Annotated in this window: 16 protein-coding genes and 1 pseudogene; 2 read left to right on the forward strand and 15 right to left on the reverse strand. The window is 42.0% G+C overall.

Annotation, left to right across the window (positions count from 1 at the left end; all coding sequences use genetic code 11):
* Nucleotides 1–138 precede the first annotated feature (138 nt).
* Nucleotides 139–351, forward strand: a complete 213-nt coding sequence (locus JYB65_RS07680; RefSeq protein ID WP_206582066.1) for a cold-shock protein — start codon at nucleotides 139–141, stop codon at nucleotides 349–351.
* Between the two features lie 245 nt (nucleotides 352–596).
* On the opposite strand, the gene JYB65_RS07685 is transcribed toward JYB65_RS07680, so the two are convergent.
* The 15 genes and pseudogenes from JYB65_RS07685 to JYB65_RS07755 all read right to left on the reverse strand — a co-directional run bounded on the left by JYB65_RS07685 (nucleotide 597) and on the right by JYB65_RS07755 (nucleotide 13,974).
* Nucleotides 597–1,112, reverse strand: coding sequence for a metal-dependent transcriptional regulator (locus JYB65_RS07685; RefSeq protein WP_206582067.1), 516 nt, complete (start codon nucleotides 1,110–1,112; stop codon nucleotides 597–599).
* A 58-nt stretch (nucleotides 1,113–1,170) separates the two neighbouring features.
* The gene (locus JYB65_RS07690) at nucleotides 1,171–1,854 is read right to left on the reverse strand and encodes an ABC transporter ATP-binding protein (RefSeq protein ID WP_206582068.1); all 684 of its coding nucleotides are present in this window, start codon (nucleotides 1,852–1,854) and stop codon (nucleotides 1,171–1,173) included.
* Nucleotides 1,854–3,065, reverse strand: a complete 1,212-nt coding sequence (locus JYB65_RS07695; RefSeq protein WP_206582069.1) for an ABC transporter permease — start codon at nucleotides 3,063–3,065, stop codon at nucleotides 1,854–1,856. The genes JYB65_RS07690 and JYB65_RS07695 overlap by 1 nt, the downstream gene beginning before the upstream one ends.
* Nucleotides 3,055–3,498, reverse strand: a complete 444-nt coding sequence (locus JYB65_RS07700) for a DUF4418 family protein (RefSeq protein ID WP_206582070.1) — start codon at nucleotides 3,496–3,498, stop codon at nucleotides 3,055–3,057. The genes JYB65_RS07695 and JYB65_RS07700 overlap by 11 nt, the downstream gene beginning before the upstream one ends.
* A gap of 69 nt (nucleotides 3,499–3,567) precedes the next feature.
* Nucleotides 3,568–4,002 (reverse strand): FMN-binding protein, encoded by a 435-nt coding sequence (locus tag JYB65_RS07705; protein ID WP_206582071.1) that lies wholly within the window; start codon nucleotides 4,000–4,002, stop codon nucleotides 3,568–3,570.
* Nucleotides 4,003–4,253: 251 nt separating this feature from the next.
* Nucleotides 4,254–4,694: pseudogene (locus tag JYB65_RS15280) on the reverse strand (ABC transporter ATP-binding protein); the annotation flags it as partial.
* Between the two features lie 6 nt (nucleotides 4,695–4,700).
* Nucleotides 4,701–5,837, reverse strand: coding sequence for an ABC transporter permease (locus JYB65_RS07715; protein WP_206582073.1), 1,137 nt, complete (start codon nucleotides 5,835–5,837; stop codon nucleotides 4,701–4,703).
* Between the two features lie 4 nt (nucleotides 5,838–5,841).
* Entirely contained in the window at nucleotides 5,842–7,125 is a 1,284-nt protein-coding gene (locus tag JYB65_RS07720; RefSeq protein WP_206582074.1) for an ABC transporter permease, read from the reverse strand.
* Nucleotides 7,126–7,138: 13 nt separating this feature from the next.
* The gene (locus JYB65_RS07725; protein WP_206582075.1) at nucleotides 7,139–8,392 is read right to left on the reverse strand and encodes a Fe-S-containing protein; all 1,254 of its coding nucleotides are present in this window, start codon (nucleotides 8,390–8,392) and stop codon (nucleotides 7,139–7,141) included.
* Nucleotides 8,393–8,514: 122 nt separating this feature from the next.
* Entirely contained in the window at nucleotides 8,515–9,150 is a 636-nt protein-coding gene (locus JYB65_RS07730) for an iron transporter (protein WP_206582076.1), read from the reverse strand.
* Nucleotides 9,151–9,203: 53 nt separating this feature from the next.
* A complete protein-coding gene (locus JYB65_RS07735) occupies nucleotides 9,204–10,427 on the reverse strand; it encodes an FTR1 family iron permease (protein WP_209010504.1) in 1,224 nt (407 codons plus the stop codon).
* A gap of 219 nt (nucleotides 10,428–10,646) precedes the next feature.
* Nucleotides 10,647–10,862, reverse strand: coding sequence for a FeoA family protein (locus JYB65_RS07740; protein WP_245156636.1), 216 nt, complete (start codon nucleotides 10,860–10,862; stop codon nucleotides 10,647–10,649).
* An 82-nt stretch (nucleotides 10,863–10,944) separates the two neighbouring features.
* On the reverse strand, nucleotides 10,945–12,390 hold the full coding sequence (gene pdxR, locus JYB65_RS07745) for a MocR-like pyridoxine biosynthesis transcription factor PdxR (RefSeq protein WP_206582079.1): 1,446 nt from the start codon (nucleotides 12,388–12,390) through the stop codon (nucleotides 10,945–10,947).
* A 101-nt stretch (nucleotides 12,391–12,491) separates the two neighbouring features.
* Entirely contained in the window at nucleotides 12,492–12,860 is a 369-nt protein-coding gene (locus tag JYB65_RS07750) for an ArsR/SmtB family transcription factor (RefSeq protein WP_206582080.1), read from the reverse strand.
* Between the two features lie 127 nt (nucleotides 12,861–12,987).
* Nucleotides 12,988–13,974, reverse strand: a complete 987-nt coding sequence (locus JYB65_RS07755) for a hypothetical protein (protein WP_206582081.1) — start codon at nucleotides 13,972–13,974, stop codon at nucleotides 12,988–12,990.
* A gap of 511 nt (nucleotides 13,975–14,485) precedes the next feature.
* On the opposite strand from JYB65_RS07755, the gene JYB65_RS07760 reads away from it, so the two are divergent.
* Entirely contained in the window at nucleotides 14,486–15,490 is a 1,005-nt protein-coding gene (locus JYB65_RS07760) for an ABC transporter substrate-binding protein (protein WP_206582082.1), read from the forward strand.
* The last annotated feature ends 27 nt before the right edge of the window (nucleotides 15,491–15,517 follow it).

Genomic DNA, 15,517 nt, shown 5'->3' on the forward strand with positions numbered 1-15,517 from the left:
ATTCCTATCATATATACTAAAGTTAATTCTAAATGTATTAATTGATTGTCACGGACTTAAGTCAATTTCTATTTTGGCTTACAGATCTGTGTTTTTTGTTTTTTGCACCGGGATAATATTTTTTTAGGAGGTACCTGTATGTATAATGGTACTGTAAAGTGGTTCAACGAGAACAAAGGATTTGGTTTTATTTCAAATGACAACGGAACAGAGGACGTTTTTGTCCATTTCTCCGCGATACAAGATGAGGGATTCAAATCTCTGTCTGAAGGTCAGAAGGTGACATACGACACCGAAGCTGATTCCAGAGATTCCAGAAAGATGCGCGCGATTAACGTTCGTATTGCCTAACTCTCGTAATAAATCCGTTCCTTCATAGGAGCGGTTTTTTTATTGCCACGATCTGCGCCTCCAACCTCCTTACGCAAGCGCCCACTGCATCCGCTTAATAGCTATGCATCAAGTACCAGCTCAACAAAAAGACTATAGCTTTTGCTATAGTCTTTCTACTTATTTATTAAATTTTCATAGGACTTAAACCGAAAGAGCGTAGCCGTAAGCGAAGCAGTGCGGTACACTGAGGTGTAGGCTACAATTCAAGATTCCTGAGAAAGGAAGTGCAAAGCAGCAAATGCGGAGGCATTTGTGTGACCTCCTGAGGGTGTACCATATGAATAAAAGGGGGTTATCCCGACCGGTTGAAATTTAGATAAAAGCTTTTCAGTGCTGATCTTTTTCCCCACTTCTGGTACTATCCTTCTCATGCAATATAACGTTTCATTGCTGAGTTTATGTCCTATGCGGCAAGCATCAAGCTCAGCAGCTTGTATAGTAACGCCTATCGTTTCAACTAAAAAATACTTTACTATAAAAATACGTTTCCACAGGAATATAGCATACTTAATGCCCAGCGAGGTAAGTGCTATTTCTTTGTGGCGAGTTCTTTCCAACATTCCAAAAGCAACTAATTTTTTTGTGGTATGGCAAACACAGGATTTGGTAACGTTTAAGTGAATGGCAACATCACTTACACGCGCCTGAGCCCTGCTGTCACATACTTCATAAATTGCCCGGATATAATTTTCTAAAGTAGGAGATAATCTTTCATTCATATACACCTCTGTATATTCCAAATAATCGTTAAATTATCTTATTCTTTTTATAAAAAGCTTAAGTGAAGTTTAATTGATTTCCTTCCAATAATTCTCCGGATTTCATCGTAAATACTCTATTCCCAAAATTCAATGAATCCAGTTCATGTGTGACAATCAAAACTGCTGTACCACTCTTGTTGATACGGGCGAAAAGCTCCATAATTTCTTGCGTTGTTCGAATATCTAAATCGGATGTAGGTTCATCTGCAATCAAAAGTTCCGGCTCATTCATCAATGCTCTTGCAATTAAAACACGACGTAGCTCTCCGCCGGAAATTTGAGAAGGCATCATTTCAGAAAGAGAAGAAATGCCAACCTCGTTCAGAAGAAACGCTGCCCTTCCGGATGCATCGCCATGACGTTTTGAAAGGAAATGCGGCAATCTGACATTATCGAAAACAGTGAAATTGGTAAGGATACCGTGCCCCTGCGGTATATAGCCAAGTCTTGTATTTCTCAAGTTTGAAATTTCCCTATCGTTTAAACCATAAATTTCTGTTCCTTCCAGCCTTATATTGCCTGCCGTCGGTTTAATCAGTCCCGCAATCATATTGAGAAACGTGCTCTTACCGCTCCCGGAGCGTCCAATGATACTGATAAAATCCCCATCATTTACAGACAAATCCACATTCTTTACAGCTAAGAACTTTTTATTCCCACGCTTGTATTCTTTAGTTAGTGCCTTAATTTCCAGTAGCATTATTCTCCCTCCCTCATGGTCGTATAGATCTCAGCGCTTCCTATTTTAACCGCGCCATAAACGGATGCAAGTGGACCTACGATAAAGGACATCAGAAAACTCATCACGGCTATGGCGAATAAGGTTTCATAGGAAGGCATCAAATAAGGTAAACCCAACAGTGAACTGATGTAGGTACTGAAAGGGAAAACAATAAGAATGGCTGTCAGGATTCCAACCATTGTTCCCAAAAGACTTATCAACGATGATTCCCATAGAATCAATTTTATCAGTTTGCTCTTTGTCGCGCCCAGAACCCTATACATACTGAATTCCCGTTTCCTTCCGTTTAAAGTCACAGAGAATACAATAATAAGTACACTAACAGCCAATATCCAGAGAACGGCTTCCAATATAAGAATATAAGTGGTGAGTCCGTGCAGATTGTCTGAAATGTTGTTGATCATATTTTGAGCTACCACCACATGCACACCGTCTTTTGCATAAGCCTGCAAAATATTGTTGGCAATATCTTTTACATCCGTACCGTTTTCAATTTTAACCATAACGGAAGAAATCAGATCCGCATTTTCCGCCACCGGATGTTCTTTAAGCCGTTCGGAGGCTTTTGCCACCTGTTTGGCCGTGTTTAAATTCATGAATATGGAAGTATCAAATCCCATACCTGTTTTTTCCAAACGACCGACTATTAAAAAAGTCTGATTAAAGAATTTAAGTTTCTTCCCGACTTCTGCATTGATGCTGCTGCCGATTACAATTTCACCATCTGAAACCGGTTGCGCCAGCTCGTTTGACATCCAAGGCTGAATGACAAAGTCCGTCTCAGGATCAAAGCCAATCAGTTGGAGAGGATAAGAACAACAGCCTGCATTTAATGTTGCGATATACAATTGCGGAGATACCTTCCCCACACCCTCCACACCTGCTACTTTATCGGCAACGGCACTATCAAAGTAAAAAGTACTGGGTTCTCCCCTTAACAGAGCACTTTGAATAGCTGCTTCATATCCATATGGCACGGCAAGGATGTCCGCTCCCATTCTTTTTGACAGGTTATTCATACCATTCTCAAGGCTTTTTGATAATACAGTTCCTCCAAAAAGCGTAAAGGCGAACACCGCCACAAGAAGAATCAATCCCATTGACCGAAAGGACTTGTGTTTTAAAGAATAGCGCGCAATATTAATGGTGTTTAACGGCTTACTGTCCATCGGTCTTCCCTTGTAATTTTTTATCCTTTTTCCACAGATAAATGGAATTTGCTATACTAACAACTATGGTCAGAACACTTAATACAATAACCGCCGGGAATGATGTCATCCTGCAGCTCATGGTCATCATCTCACAACCGCCTATAAGCAGTGTGGGAATTAAAATACCCACAAAACCGGATAGCGCAGTCATAATGCTAACTCCGATCCGTATCAACGGCGATTTAACAAGGATAAACAAGATGCCGGAACAAAGGATCAGAAGACCAATCCCGATTTCAGCCCGTCCTGACCAAAAGCATTTCATCGGTACCGTGCCACCGGCGGCAGTTTCAATAACTCCTGAACAAGTCGGAAATATGCAAACCGGAACCAAAATAATCATTGCTCCTAAAACGGCAACCGTAATACCGGATAACAATCTGCCTTTCATAGCTACTACCTCCTATTTCAAACATAACAATATAACCGGATGTTTCTCTTTTAAATTTAACTGCCTCTTTTACACCTTCGCTTTATCCAAAGCATCGTTTACCGCTTCATTGAATTGGTTAAAAGAGACCGTAGCTCCGGATATGGCTTCTACGTCTTTCAGCTTTTGAACTTCCACAAGCTTCTCTGCATATTGTTTCATTGCTGCTACAGCAACCTGTGCCTTTTTGTAATAATCCTCATTGGATACATCATCGTTTACTTTCCCGTAATTTTCATCCTTAGGAGTTCCATCTTTCTGCCAGGTCACATATTCACAGTCTGTAATTTTTCCATCGTCGATGGTAATCGTCGCCTCTCCGTAAGCACCCCTGTCATCCTCACTGCTTTTCCCAACATACGTACCGCTTTTGTAGGTAATCGTATCCGGATCGCTGCTGCATCCTGACAAAACCAATAATGTAAAAATAAGCGTAAAAACAATAAAAAGTGTCTTCTGCTTCATTGAAACATACCTCCTGTCTATCTTTCATTTTGAACAATCTTTGCAATTCGTCCATGCTCAAGCACAACGGTGCGCTGCGCCTCCTCGGCCACTTCAGGATCATGGGTGACAACGATGATGGTACTGCCTTCTTTGTGAAGCTGTTTAAAAATATCCAATACGATTCCTTCATTTGCTTCGTCCAAGTTTCCCGTAGGCTCATCCGCCAGAATCAGCATAGGATAATTAATCAGCGCACGGGCAATGCAAACTCTTTGCTGTTCACCCCCTGATAACTGACTGGGAAGATGTTTGGCCCGTTCTCCAAGTCCAACGCGTTCCAGCGCCTGTAATGCCTCTTTTTCATCCGGCATACTGTGGTAATACTGAGCCACCATCACGTTCTCTAAGGCGGTAAGGTAGTTAATCAAATGGAACTGTTGGAAAATCAGACCTATTTTATCACGCCGTATATTCGTTAAACTTTTTGCATTTTCCTTTGAAATATTTGTACCGTCAAGAATAACAGATCCATTGGAAGGTTTATCCATACATCCTATAATATTCATCATCGTACTTTTTCCGGAACCGGAAGGCCCCATGATTGCCAGCCATTCACCCTGTTGAACAGTCAGGTTGATGTGCTGCAAGGCGTTGACGTTTCCGTAAATTTTTGAAATGTCTTTCAGCTCTAATAAATTCATCCTCTGCATCCTCCTTTATTCACCGCGTAAAACGATTGCCGGATCAACGTCTGTCGCACTTCTGACTGGAATCAGACACGCAAGCCCGGTAATCGCAATCGAAACGGCTAAGGTTACCGGTACCAGTAAAAGTTGAAAAGATATGGAGCGGTTAAAGACATTGATGCTGACTGTTTGAGCAAACACAAATCCAAGCGCAACCCCCAGCAAGCCTCCCAATCCGCCTAAAAGCACTCCTTCTCCAAGAAATTCCATGACAATGCCTCTATTGGCGGCTCCCAACGCTTTTTTCAGACCAATTTCCTTACGTCGTTCTGTAACCACCGCCATCATAGTAGTTGCGACACAAATCATAGTAAGCAGCAGTACAACAGCTGTCACCAAATACACCAAGGCCTGAAGCTTGGTTAAAACCGTTCCCTCTGATTCGGTGACACGCTTCACCAGGCGGGGAGTAACCTCCTCGACGTTTTCACTAATCTGACTTACAATATCCGTAAGCGCTGTCTGAGAAGCTGAAATGCTGCATTCGACAACGTCAAATTCGCCGCTGTTCCCCATTAAATTATCTAAATCCAAAAGAGACATATAAATGAATTCTTCTTCTGTACCCCCTGTTTGAACAATTCCGGCTACGGTAAAATCGTGACTAAAGCTCTCCCCATTACTATCCGTGCCGGTCACCGTAAAAGAATCTCCCTGTGAAAGACGAATATAGTCTGCCACTTCCTGTCCGATAAGAACAGCCCCATTCTGCTCCGGCCATTCCCCCGAAACATACCAATAGGGACTCGTTTTTTTTACTTCAGCCAGCTCTGTCCCTGCGGCCATAAACGGCTGCTCGTTGATCTTGACCGTCTCGTAGCGATAAGGAGCAATTCCCACAACATTATTAACGGGAAGAAATTCTCTCACCTGTTCGATCTCATCAGCGCTTAATACCGAATCACTGCCCCCGGGCATCAATATAAGGTTTGCGCCGTAAGACCGGAATTCCTGACCCATCTGTCTGGGAATATCATAGTAGATTGTAACGAGTCCGGAAAGAACGGTCGCACCAATTGCTACTGCTAAAAGAGCAACAATCATTCTGGAACGGCGGCGGATAAAAGAACTTGTTATCATTTTAAAATACATTGTTTGTTTTTTCATACCATCACCTGCCATGTAGAACTTCTGCCGGACGAAGCGACAGCAAAAGCCGAATAGACGGAATACATCCCGCCAGCGTTACAATTGAAACCAGAACCGCCACAAGCGGGATCACCATCGGTTTTATATCAATGGCTGAATCAAAAACCGACTGCCCGATAATTTGAGCAAATCCAAGTCCTGCAAAGTACCCGGCGACACCTCCCACAATCGCAGTGACAAGAATTTCCGTTAAGATAAGCCTTGAAATCGGCGAATTATGGGCGCCTACTGCCTTTAGCAATCCTATTTCACGGCTGCGTTCCATCACACTGGCTGTTACAAGATTCGAGATGCCCAATGCGGAGCCGATCAAACTCAAGATCGTGATAAGCAACATCAACAGCTGCGTTTTTTCAAGGATGGCTCCTTCCGATTCTGCCACCTGACGAATCGGCTTCGCCACCGAATCCGTGATCACTTCTTCGATCTGATAGCTGATGGCACTGACATAAGCGGTACAATACCAGGTTTCCCATTCCTTAATGGAGAGACTGCTGGGGTTCTGCGCCGCCTTGCGGGCCAGTTCATTGTCAGGCGTCGTCAGGGCGCTGACCTCCACACTGTTTACAAGCCCGATACGCTCTGCTAATTTCTGTGCGGTCTGCAGCGGGACATAAATTCGCTCGTCCTCATCGCTTCCGGCATTGAAAATCCCCTTGACCACCAGCTCTTTTGTTTGGCCTCCGTTTTCAACCACAATGGTATCTCCCACCTGAATATTGTTTCTGCCTGCAACAAGACTTCCTACCATGGCCGCATTTTCCTCCTGATCTGAAATCCACTGACCGGAGACATCCCACCAGTTTTTCATATTCTTCATTCCTGTATTTAAGGTCTCTCCGGTGGGCAGCTCCATATGATGTTCAAACCAGGTTCCGACAAGTTTTGTTTCTTTGTTTTGATCCGGCAGCGTTACTTGTATATCGAGATAAGGCGTAAAATCCACAATATTATAAGCCCAAAAAATGGTTTTAATATTGCCAAGTTCTGATTCCTGCAAATATTGACCGGTCACGCCGGAATCTTCTTCGACACCGTAAAGATCGTCCAGCAAAGAAGTTCCTTTAGGCAATACATTGATATTGGCCCCATAGGTTTTTAACTCCTGATTCACTTTATCCCCGACATCAAGCATTACATTGAGCATGGCCGTCGTAAGAGAGGCTCCTAATGCAATGGTAAATGCAATCATCAGCATCTTCCCTTTTTGGCGGAAAAGCGCACCTTTTACCATTCTCCAAAACATACCGTCACCTCCTTTATTCAAATCTGCTTTTTTCGTTTTCCAAGTTCTGTGTTTGGATCACCATCTTGCCCCCGCTGAGCGTGTAGGAAAGCGGTACAGGGTTGCATCCACCTTTAAATCCAATAGTTGACTTGTTCATGACAACATCGCAAAGTTTGCAGATCACCTCGTCATCACGCTCATAATAGCCTGTCGGTCCGCAAATATCGCAGGCATCCAGTCCAACACCAAAAGAGTTTGCATTTTTTTTAATGATAATAAATCGAACCTCAGTCCCATTCGTAGTTGTATATACAAAACGATGTAAATGACCATCATTGATATTTTCAAGCGGTATCATAATCTCGCTGCCAACAATATCCATCGGTTCGGCAGGGGAAAGAACGATTTCTCTTTCATCGTATTCCTTAGCGACCGTCAAGCATAGGACTGCGAGAATATATCCTGTCAAAACAACTGCGCACCAGCGCCTTTGTCTGCGCGATGCTGCCCGTAGCTTCCGGTGTTGTGCAGGATTTGTAAAGGGTTCGGAAGGATGTTTACTTTTGACCCACAATAAGATTGCCAACAAACTCGTGACCGCCATAATGCTGTATAAAAAGCTATTGTTATAGTTAATTGCCATTTTGATAAATTCAAACAGTCCCTTTTGCATAGGAATGATACGTCTTCCCAGCAAGAACTGCAAAATGGCCGCAAATTGGTTTACCATGTTTACCGTAAGCCCAATGGTCAAAAGAATACATACCGGTTTACACGATAAATTCGTTCCGACCTTATATAGGGCAACGGCAGAAAGGATCACAATAAGTAATCCAATCAAATATCCAATCGTTTTGAAGAGAAAATCTGTACTGAATACACTTTCCCCTGACATTAGAAAATCGGTAGGATACAAGAATATATCCGGCAGGCAATAGAGCAGCAGAAAGGTTATTAAGACGGCAGATAAGATGCTTCCTGCTCTTTCATGAAACACCGGCCACCTGTTTTGACTCTTTCCTCCCCACAAAAATATATAAAAAAGAACTTCTGCCAGGATCGCGGCAGATAAAATACCGATATTAAAATACTCTCTGTTAATTAGAATAGTTGTGGACTTGAGCACGGCCAATACAAATGCCGCTATCATGCCAACGATCAGTCCTCCGATCAGAAAAGGCTTCTGTTTTGGCCTGCCGCTAAGCTGTACGAAACCAAACAGCATCGCCAAAAGAATACCGGTGGTAAGCGAGTTTTGCACAACCAGTATCATATATTTCAGCATGATATTACCACCTCCTTTAGGTACAAATAAAACACGCCATGATAGTTTCGTGCATACACTCGGACTGATCATGGCGTTTATAATATCCATGTGATATTATTCGTTCATATTAGTTAAGTAGATTACCAAACTCTAGGCACATAATCAAAATCCCATTCCGCTATAAGGGGATCTGTCCAGTATTTTCCTGTAACGCCTGTTTCTTTATCAACGTGCAGCAAGTATCCCTGTGCTTCCGGGTTTTCAATAATGAAACGAACCTTATAGGTGCCTGCTTCCCCGAGCTTGATATTTGCGCCATAATGAGGTCCGTCGCTGGCACTCATCGGCATGAAGGTTCCTTCCTGTACTGTCTTTCCAGCTTCATTGAGGATTTCGTATTTTACAGTAAGATAAGGAACAAAATCGCCCACGCCATATCCCAAATCATTTTTTAATGCAGAGATATCAGCTTCTATATGCATATCGGCTTCAGATGCCGGAAGGCTGTTTCCGACCGGTTCCATATCTACCGGCTGGAAATAAACCGCAGCAACATTCAGTGGTCCGAGTTCCTGATCATCTCCAATTGGAAATTCCTCAAAGCCAGCGGCCTCACCGGGAGCAGCCGCACCGTCATCGTTTCCCTTTGTATCCTCCGCAGTTGCTGACGGGTCAGTCGAATCAGCGGAATTGTCGCTTGATGAGCATCCTGTAAATGCAAATGATAGGATCATTAGCAAACTCAGGGCAATAATAGATGTTTTTTTAAGTTTCATTGATTATCCCTCCTAAAAATGTTTTATAATATAAGTTTAAATAGTAACATTTGTCATTGTCCAACGTCTGGTCCATCTGAGGAAGCTTCTCTGATTTCTCGCAATTTCTTCGATTTTTTAATCTGTATCACAAACGTAATGATGGTCAATATGAGAAGAACTGCCTGTGGAATCAACGTTTCCAACGTTGGATAAATTCCTAAAATATCAACGGAATTAATACCCGATACCGGCGTAACACCGATCAAGTTGCCTTCTTGTAATTCTTTGACGCCGGAACCCACAAAAGAAATGGACATGATAAACAGCAAGATACTGGTACCAAGAAAAAATGGTTTCAGCGGCAGCTTAATGCTCATGAAGCGAATCAAAATATAGATGACCACGAGAAGCAAGCATCCTATCCCAAGCCCAATCCAGATCATATTGTAATATGTACTCGTCCCAGCTAAAAGTGCCTGATAGAAAAGAATCGTCTCGGCTCCTTCTCTGAAAACTGCGAGAAATGCAGCAAACGCAAGAGAAAAGATACTGCCTTTGCTGATTGAGCTTTGGACTTTCCCTTCGATATAATTCGTCCAGACCGCGGACTCCGACTTGGAAACCATCCAATTGCTGACATAAAACAGCACAACAACCGCAAGGAGCATTGTCATCCCCTCTGTGATTTCCTGATTTGCACCGTTCGCACCAGACAAACTGTTCAGGATAAAGGCCATCACGACACTTGCCCCCAAAGCAATAACGGAGCCCCAATATACGGCACCGGTTTTTTCTTTATTCCCGGATTTGACTAAATAAGCAATAATTGCACCGACAATGATAATGGCCTCAAAGCCTTCTCTTGTTATAATCAAAAGCGAGGCAAGGAAAACGCTCACCGCACTTTCTTTTTTGCCGTCCAATTGGTTGGCATCCTCTCTCAGAAATGTTGTTAGCTGATCCAGCGATTCTTTGACTTCACCGTTTGTTTTTCCGGCGTTAATAGCTTTTTTGGCAAAGCTGAATTGATATTCCACCTTTGCCGCCCTGTTACCCGATATATGCGCCATTACCGTTTTTTCAAAGCCAAGTTTTTCATAGTATGAGTAATAGGCGACATCAACTTTCTCTTTTGCTGCTTTCGCCTCTCCCGATACATACAGATCGTAAGATTCATTCAAGACAGACTCCATTTCATCCACCACATCGTTCCAAGTTTCATGAGCCGTAGCGGCGGACGCTGTTATAGAAAGCATACTAATAAAAATCAGCAGCGTAGTAATCACAGCAAACATTTTACGCACTTTTTCACCCTCCTTTCAGAATTAATAAAGAACCTAAAGCCGTATATCCTTTAGGTTCTATAGGTATCACGGATACACTGTATCCATGTTAGCTTGTGCTAACTAAAAGCACAAGGTCCAGTTTTGATTCTCCCGATGGCTCCACGATTACGTAAAAAAATATGGCTGTAACAATGAAATCACCTGATTTTCATTGTTACAGCCACCTGTCTATACAACAATTTTTCTTGCCAGTTCTTCACCAATACCAATACGTTTGCCGTTAACATTAACAATAAGAGCCTCTTCTTTAAATGTCTTTAAGACTACGGACACTTCGCAATCAACAGATATTCCGACTTCTTCCAGCCGTGCTCTTATGTTATCTTCAGCCCAAATTGCTTTGATCTGGTTTACTTCACCAACCGGTGACAGCGATAAAAGCATCACAAACCACTCCTTATAATATAGTAGGTAGGAGGTCACCTCGCAGGTATCAATCCTGCCCATAATTATATGGTAAACCGATCTAGCACGAAGCAAAAGAACCAGTATCAAATTCTTGTATGGCGCCAAGCATACTATCCTGCCAAGCATGATACAAATGTTCAATTGCGATTGGTATATCTTCAAGCGAAAGTCCGCCATAGCTAAGCAGTACGGATACATTTTTATTATTCGCAGATTGATTCCAATGCGTTGAGGTCGGATAAACACCTATCCCCGCGTGGTAGGCTCTGCTGATTAATTCGCTTTCTTCTATAGGCCAATTTACCTGAACGAGCAGATGCGACCCTGTATGATCACCTCGAATAGTAATACTATCCCCAAATCTATGTTTAAGTATACTCACAAGCGCTTCGTTTTTCGCCCTGCACCTTTTTCTCATCTTTCTCAGATGGCTTTCCCAATGACCTTCTCCCATAAACAGCTCCAAAGGTTTCTGCGTTAGGAATGGTGCAAAAGGCGCATAATGGTCCATCAAACGATGTAACTTAGTTAACAGTTTCTCCGGAACAACCATATAGGAAACATTAATGCACGGAAATAATATGTCAGAAAAACTTCCTATGTAAAAAACTCTATCCGCGCAAAGAGATTGAAGCGATGGAATTGGTCTGAGATCATGCTGAAAATGGCAATTATAATCATCTTCAATAATATAAGTTTCCTTTTGCATGGCCCACTTCACAAATTCTGTTCGCCTGGACATAGACATAACAGTCCCTGTGGGAAATTGGTGAGAAGGTGTGATATACGCAGCTAAAAGATCTTTCGCCATTAAGGGCTGCACCATCGCTCCGTGCTTATCCAATTCCATCGGGTGCAGTTGGAAGCCATTATTCTCAAAAGTAATGCGCGATTGATCATAGCCCGGCTCTTCTACGGCTATACACGTCTCTTGGTTCATAGGCTTTATCAGGCGGCAGATAATATCCAGACAAAGTTGCGTTCCTACCGATACAACGATCTGCTCTGCTGAGCAATTTACATTACGGTATTTATGTATATATTTTTGTATTTGTGTACGAAGACCAATTTCACCAAAAGCCGATTTTTGAAGAGTCATTTCATCTTTATAATTACGGAAACATCTGCTGAGCAATTTATGCCACTGACCGCAGGGAAGTTCTGAAAAAAGAAGCTTGCCGCATCTAAAATCATATTTGAGTTCATCATTCAATATTGAAATTTCCTGATTATGATTGGAATTCTCGCATTCCTGATATTCCTTTATGTCTAATTTCTCTACATAATAGCCTCTGCGCGGTATACTTATTATTAGGCCCTCAGCAAATAATTGGTCATAGGCTAATTCAACCGTATTCCTGCTGATATGAAGTTCAGCGGATACACACCTGCTTGATTGGAGCTTTGTTCCTGATTGAAGAATACCGCTCAAAATATCCGTTTTTAATTGCCTATATAACTGAGCATACAGGGGTTCTTTACTGTTCTCATCTATGATCATCATGTTTCTGCTCCTCTCTGAAAAAATTCCTTGAAATGCAATTTATGTTAGCTATAGCTAACCCATGTCCGTGGATACCGCATCGGCAAACCGTTTCGCATATCCTACTTTTCTATTACATGCGCTAAACCTTGCTTAAACAACAGTTCTATATGTTCATCATCCAATGAATAATAGACGGTTTTTCCTTCCCGCCGATATTTAATAAGTTCTGCCTGCCGAAGAACCTTCAAGTGATGCGAGATAGCAGGCTGATTCATGTTCAACAATGCCGCAATATCACACACGCACATTTCCGAAAGTATCAGTGCATTGATAATCTTAAGACGCGTCGGATCGCTAAATGTTTTAAAAAGCTCTGCCATTTTGAGAAGATGACGATCACCGATCATCTCCCCCCTCACTTTGTTTAAGGTATCTTCATGAATAATTGCGCAATTGCAAAGTGCGTCCGTTTCCTGGCTGTTAATCATTCAATCATCCTCCTCCTGCTTATACATAATCATATAAGCATATGTTTATGTATTTATGCTACTACTTGGATTAAACTTTGTCAATGTTCAAAGCAGTTTCAGTAGGCTTTGTAACAAATTTGACGTATTAACAGGACAACTCTTCTATTAATTTCTTAAAGGTAGCATAAGCAGGCTTAGGGGTATAATCATCACGCATAATTCCGAATTGATGAAAAAGATCTTCTTCTCGGCTATCCGCATCACGTAACCCAAATAACTCATAATGGGATATGTTTAGTTCGTTTCTCAGATCATATATTGTTCTAATAATTAGTTCCAGTACCTCCGACTGACGATCATACGGCCTTTCTATGTTGGTAAAGGGATTCTTTCCCGTTGGCCATCCATTTTCCGTTACACGAATCGAAATGGAATCCGGTATTCCGACAATAGGAAGATTCCTTTCTCTCAAATCACGAAGAGTCTCTTCTACAAATTTCGTTATTTCCGCTGAGCTCAACGGTTTGTCCTCAAACACATCTGTGTAGAAGTTGTGTCCTACAAAATCAACAGAATTGCTAAATTCCTCTCCGCCTTCTTCCGCTAAGTTTTCCCAAAAATGCGGTACAGACACGGGGCCGTCCGGCACGGAACCAAATCCAATTTTTAAAGGAATTCCCTGGTTTCTTGATTCCTTTTTCGCAGTAATCACTCCCTCAACAAGTGCTTGCATGATATATGGCTTTGAACCTTCCATAAAGGATAGGTTGGGTTCATTCGTAATTTGAAGAGAGGTTAAATATTTACCATATCGGTTAACGATTTTTCGAATGAACTCTAACCAGTTCTGTAATTCGATCTCTGTCTCTTGATGAGTCGTCCAATCTCCGCATCCCAATGTCAAATCAGCTAGCAATCCTGCCGAATAATAACGTTCCGCAAGTGACAGCATTTTTGCTTCCCACTCCTTGGTATATATGAGGTAAACTCTTGGATATAATTTTTTTAAACCGCCAAGGTTCTTGATTGCGCTTTGAATCTTTTCATAGTTGTCGTCCGGTCCCACTGCCAAACCCGCGGGAGTACCGGCTGCACTCAGCGGATATATGCCAAATGTCAGTCCTTTTTGCATTTTTCCTCCTCTATGTTGTTATTGCAATCTAATGAGCTGCAATCTCGATCATCCTTCTATAATATTTCCAAAAAAAATAACAAATCATTCATTTAAAAAATAGTTTCCTTATTAATAATATGGTATTTAGTCAATGCAGACAATCCCAATTTCATGCTATCCCGTAATAATTTCTATAAGAACTGCTTAGGTTATTGTTTCCAACACACAACTTTTTTAGAAAATTCTGTTGACTTGATATAAATATGATGGTATAGTAACAAAAAACAATTTGGAATGGTGATTGAAATGAGAACGGTATCTTTTATCGACAATTATTATTTTTACTTTTTTAGGAAGCGCTCTGTATCCTAACGATATTTCGTTACGGGTGGGAGCGCTATTAGCCGTACACCCGTGATTGGTATAAATGATTACCGGCATTTGGGTGTATCCGAATGTCGGTTTTTTATTGTCTTTTTTCACACGATTATATTGTTTGTAGTATCAAGTAGCAAATGGAGGAAACAAAATGAAAAATCTTAAAAAAAATGTTGTAGCGCTGCTATTAGTTTCATTAATGGCAGCAGTAGTTACAGGCTGCGGCGGCGAAAAAAGCAAAGCGGCTGACGGAGAAAAAAAGCCTGTTATCGGTATCATTCAGTATGTTGAACACAGTGCCTTAGATGCGGCACGTGAAGGGTTTATTCAGGCACTTGCCGACAACGGTTATGTAGACGGTGAGACGGTTACTATTGATGTTCAAAATGCACAGGGAGATCAGAGCAACCTTTCCAGTATCAGCGACCGATTTGTAAGCAATAAATCAGATTTAGTATTGGCTATTGCCACTCAAGCCACTCAGGCCATTGCAGGAAAGACCACTGACATTCCGATCCTTGGAACCGCCGTTACGGATTATGAGATAGCCAGACTGGTGGACTCCAATGACGCACCGGGAGGTAATGTTACAGGAACAACCGATATGAATCCTATCCAAGAACAAATTGACTTATTAATAAAATTAGTGCCAGAGGCAAAAACAGTGGGTGTTCTTTATACTTCGAGTGAAGACAACTCTGTATTACAGGCAAAGATGGCAAAGGAAGCCATAGAAAAAGCAGGCTTGAAATATGTTGAAGTGACTGTAACAAATTCCAATGATGTACAGCAGGCTACACAGTCCATCGTGAGACAGTGTGATGCCATCTATGTTCCTACCGATAACGTATTTGCTTCTGCAATGCCAGTCGTTCATGGCATTACGGCAGAATCCAAGACGCCTGTCATCTGCGGCGAATCCGGAATGGTACAGAACGGCGGTCTGGCGACTCTCGGTATTAACTACAAAGATTTAGGGTATCAGACAGGCCTGATGGCAGTGAAAATCTTGAAGGGTGAAGCAGAACCTGCAACGATGCCAATTGAAAAGGCAGCTAAGTTTGATTTCGCTATCAATGGAACAGTAGCAAAAGAAATCGGTCTTGAAATCCCTGCTGATCTTCAGCAATACGTTATTCAAGACGAAGAGCAATAAATTGTAAGTCACGAAACAAAAGCGAGG

The sequence above is a fragment of the Clostridium aminobutyricum genome (assembly GCF_017255415.1).
Taxonomy (GTDB): domain Bacteria; phylum Bacillota; class Clostridia; order Peptostreptococcales; family Anaerovoracaceae; genus Aminipila; species Aminipila aminobutyrica.

What these genes read in the sequence shown, in the direction of transcription:
- JYB65_RS07755 (WP_206582081.1), bottom strand. Translation starts at nt 13,974, where the DNA reads ATGCAAAAAGGACTGACATTTGGCATATATCCGCTGAGTGCAGCCGGT.
- JYB65_RS07725 (WP_206582075.1), bottom strand. Translation starts at nt 8,392, where the DNA reads ATGCTGAAATATATGATACTGGTTGTGCAAAACTCGCTTACCACCGGT.
- JYB65_RS07700 (WP_206582070.1), bottom strand. Translation starts at nt 3,498, where the DNA reads ATGAAAGGCAGATTGTTATCCGGTATTACGGTTGCCGTTTTAGGAGCA.
- JYB65_RS07715 (WP_206582073.1), bottom strand. Translation starts at nt 5,837, where the DNA reads ATGAAAAAACAAACAATGTATTTTAAAATGATAACAAGTTCTTTTATC.
- JYB65_RS07720 (WP_206582074.1), bottom strand. Translation starts at nt 7,125, where the DNA reads ATGTTTTGGAGAATGGTAAAAGGTGCGCTTTTCCGCCAAAAAGGGAAG.
- JYB65_RS07685 (WP_206582067.1), bottom strand. Translation starts at nt 1,112, where the DNA reads ATGAATGAAAGATTATCTCCTACTTTAGAAAATTATATCCGGGCAATT.
- pdxR (WP_206582079.1), bottom strand. Translation starts at nt 12,390, where the DNA reads ATGATGATCATAGATGAGAACAGTAAAGAACCCCTGTATGCTCAGTTA.
- JYB65_RS07680 (WP_206582066.1), top strand. Translation starts at nt 139, where the DNA reads ATGTATAATGGTACTGTAAAGTGGTTCAACGAGAACAAAGGATTTGGT.
- JYB65_RS07760 (WP_206582082.1), top strand. Translation starts at nt 14,486, where the DNA reads ATGAAAAATCTTAAAAAAAATGTTGTAGCGCTGCTATTAGTTTCATTA.
- JYB65_RS07690 (WP_206582068.1), bottom strand. Translation starts at nt 1,854, where the DNA reads ATGCTACTGGAAATTAAGGCACTAACTAAAGAATACAAGCGTGGGAAT.
- JYB65_RS07740 (WP_245156636.1), bottom strand. Translation starts at nt 10,862, where the DNA reads ATGCTTTTATCGCTGTCACCGGTTGGTGAAGTAAACCAGATCAAAGCA.
- JYB65_RS07705 (WP_206582071.1), bottom strand. Translation starts at nt 4,002, where the DNA reads ATGAAGCAGAAGACACTTTTTATTGTTTTTACGCTTATTTTTACATTA.
- JYB65_RS07730 (WP_206582076.1), bottom strand. Translation starts at nt 9,150, where the DNA reads ATGAAACTTAAAAAAACATCTATTATTGCCCTGAGTTTGCTAATGATC.
- JYB65_RS07695 (WP_206582069.1), bottom strand. Translation starts at nt 3,065, where the DNA reads ATGGACAGTAAGCCGTTAAACACCATTAATATTGCGCGCTATTCTTTA.
- JYB65_RS07735 (WP_209010504.1), bottom strand. Translation starts at nt 10,427, where the DNA reads ATGTTTGCTGTGATTACTACGCTGCTGATTTTTATTAGTATGCTTTCT.
- JYB65_RS07750 (WP_206582080.1), bottom strand. Translation starts at nt 12,860, where the DNA reads ATGATTAACAGCCAGGAAACGGACGCACTTTGCAATTGCGCAATTATT.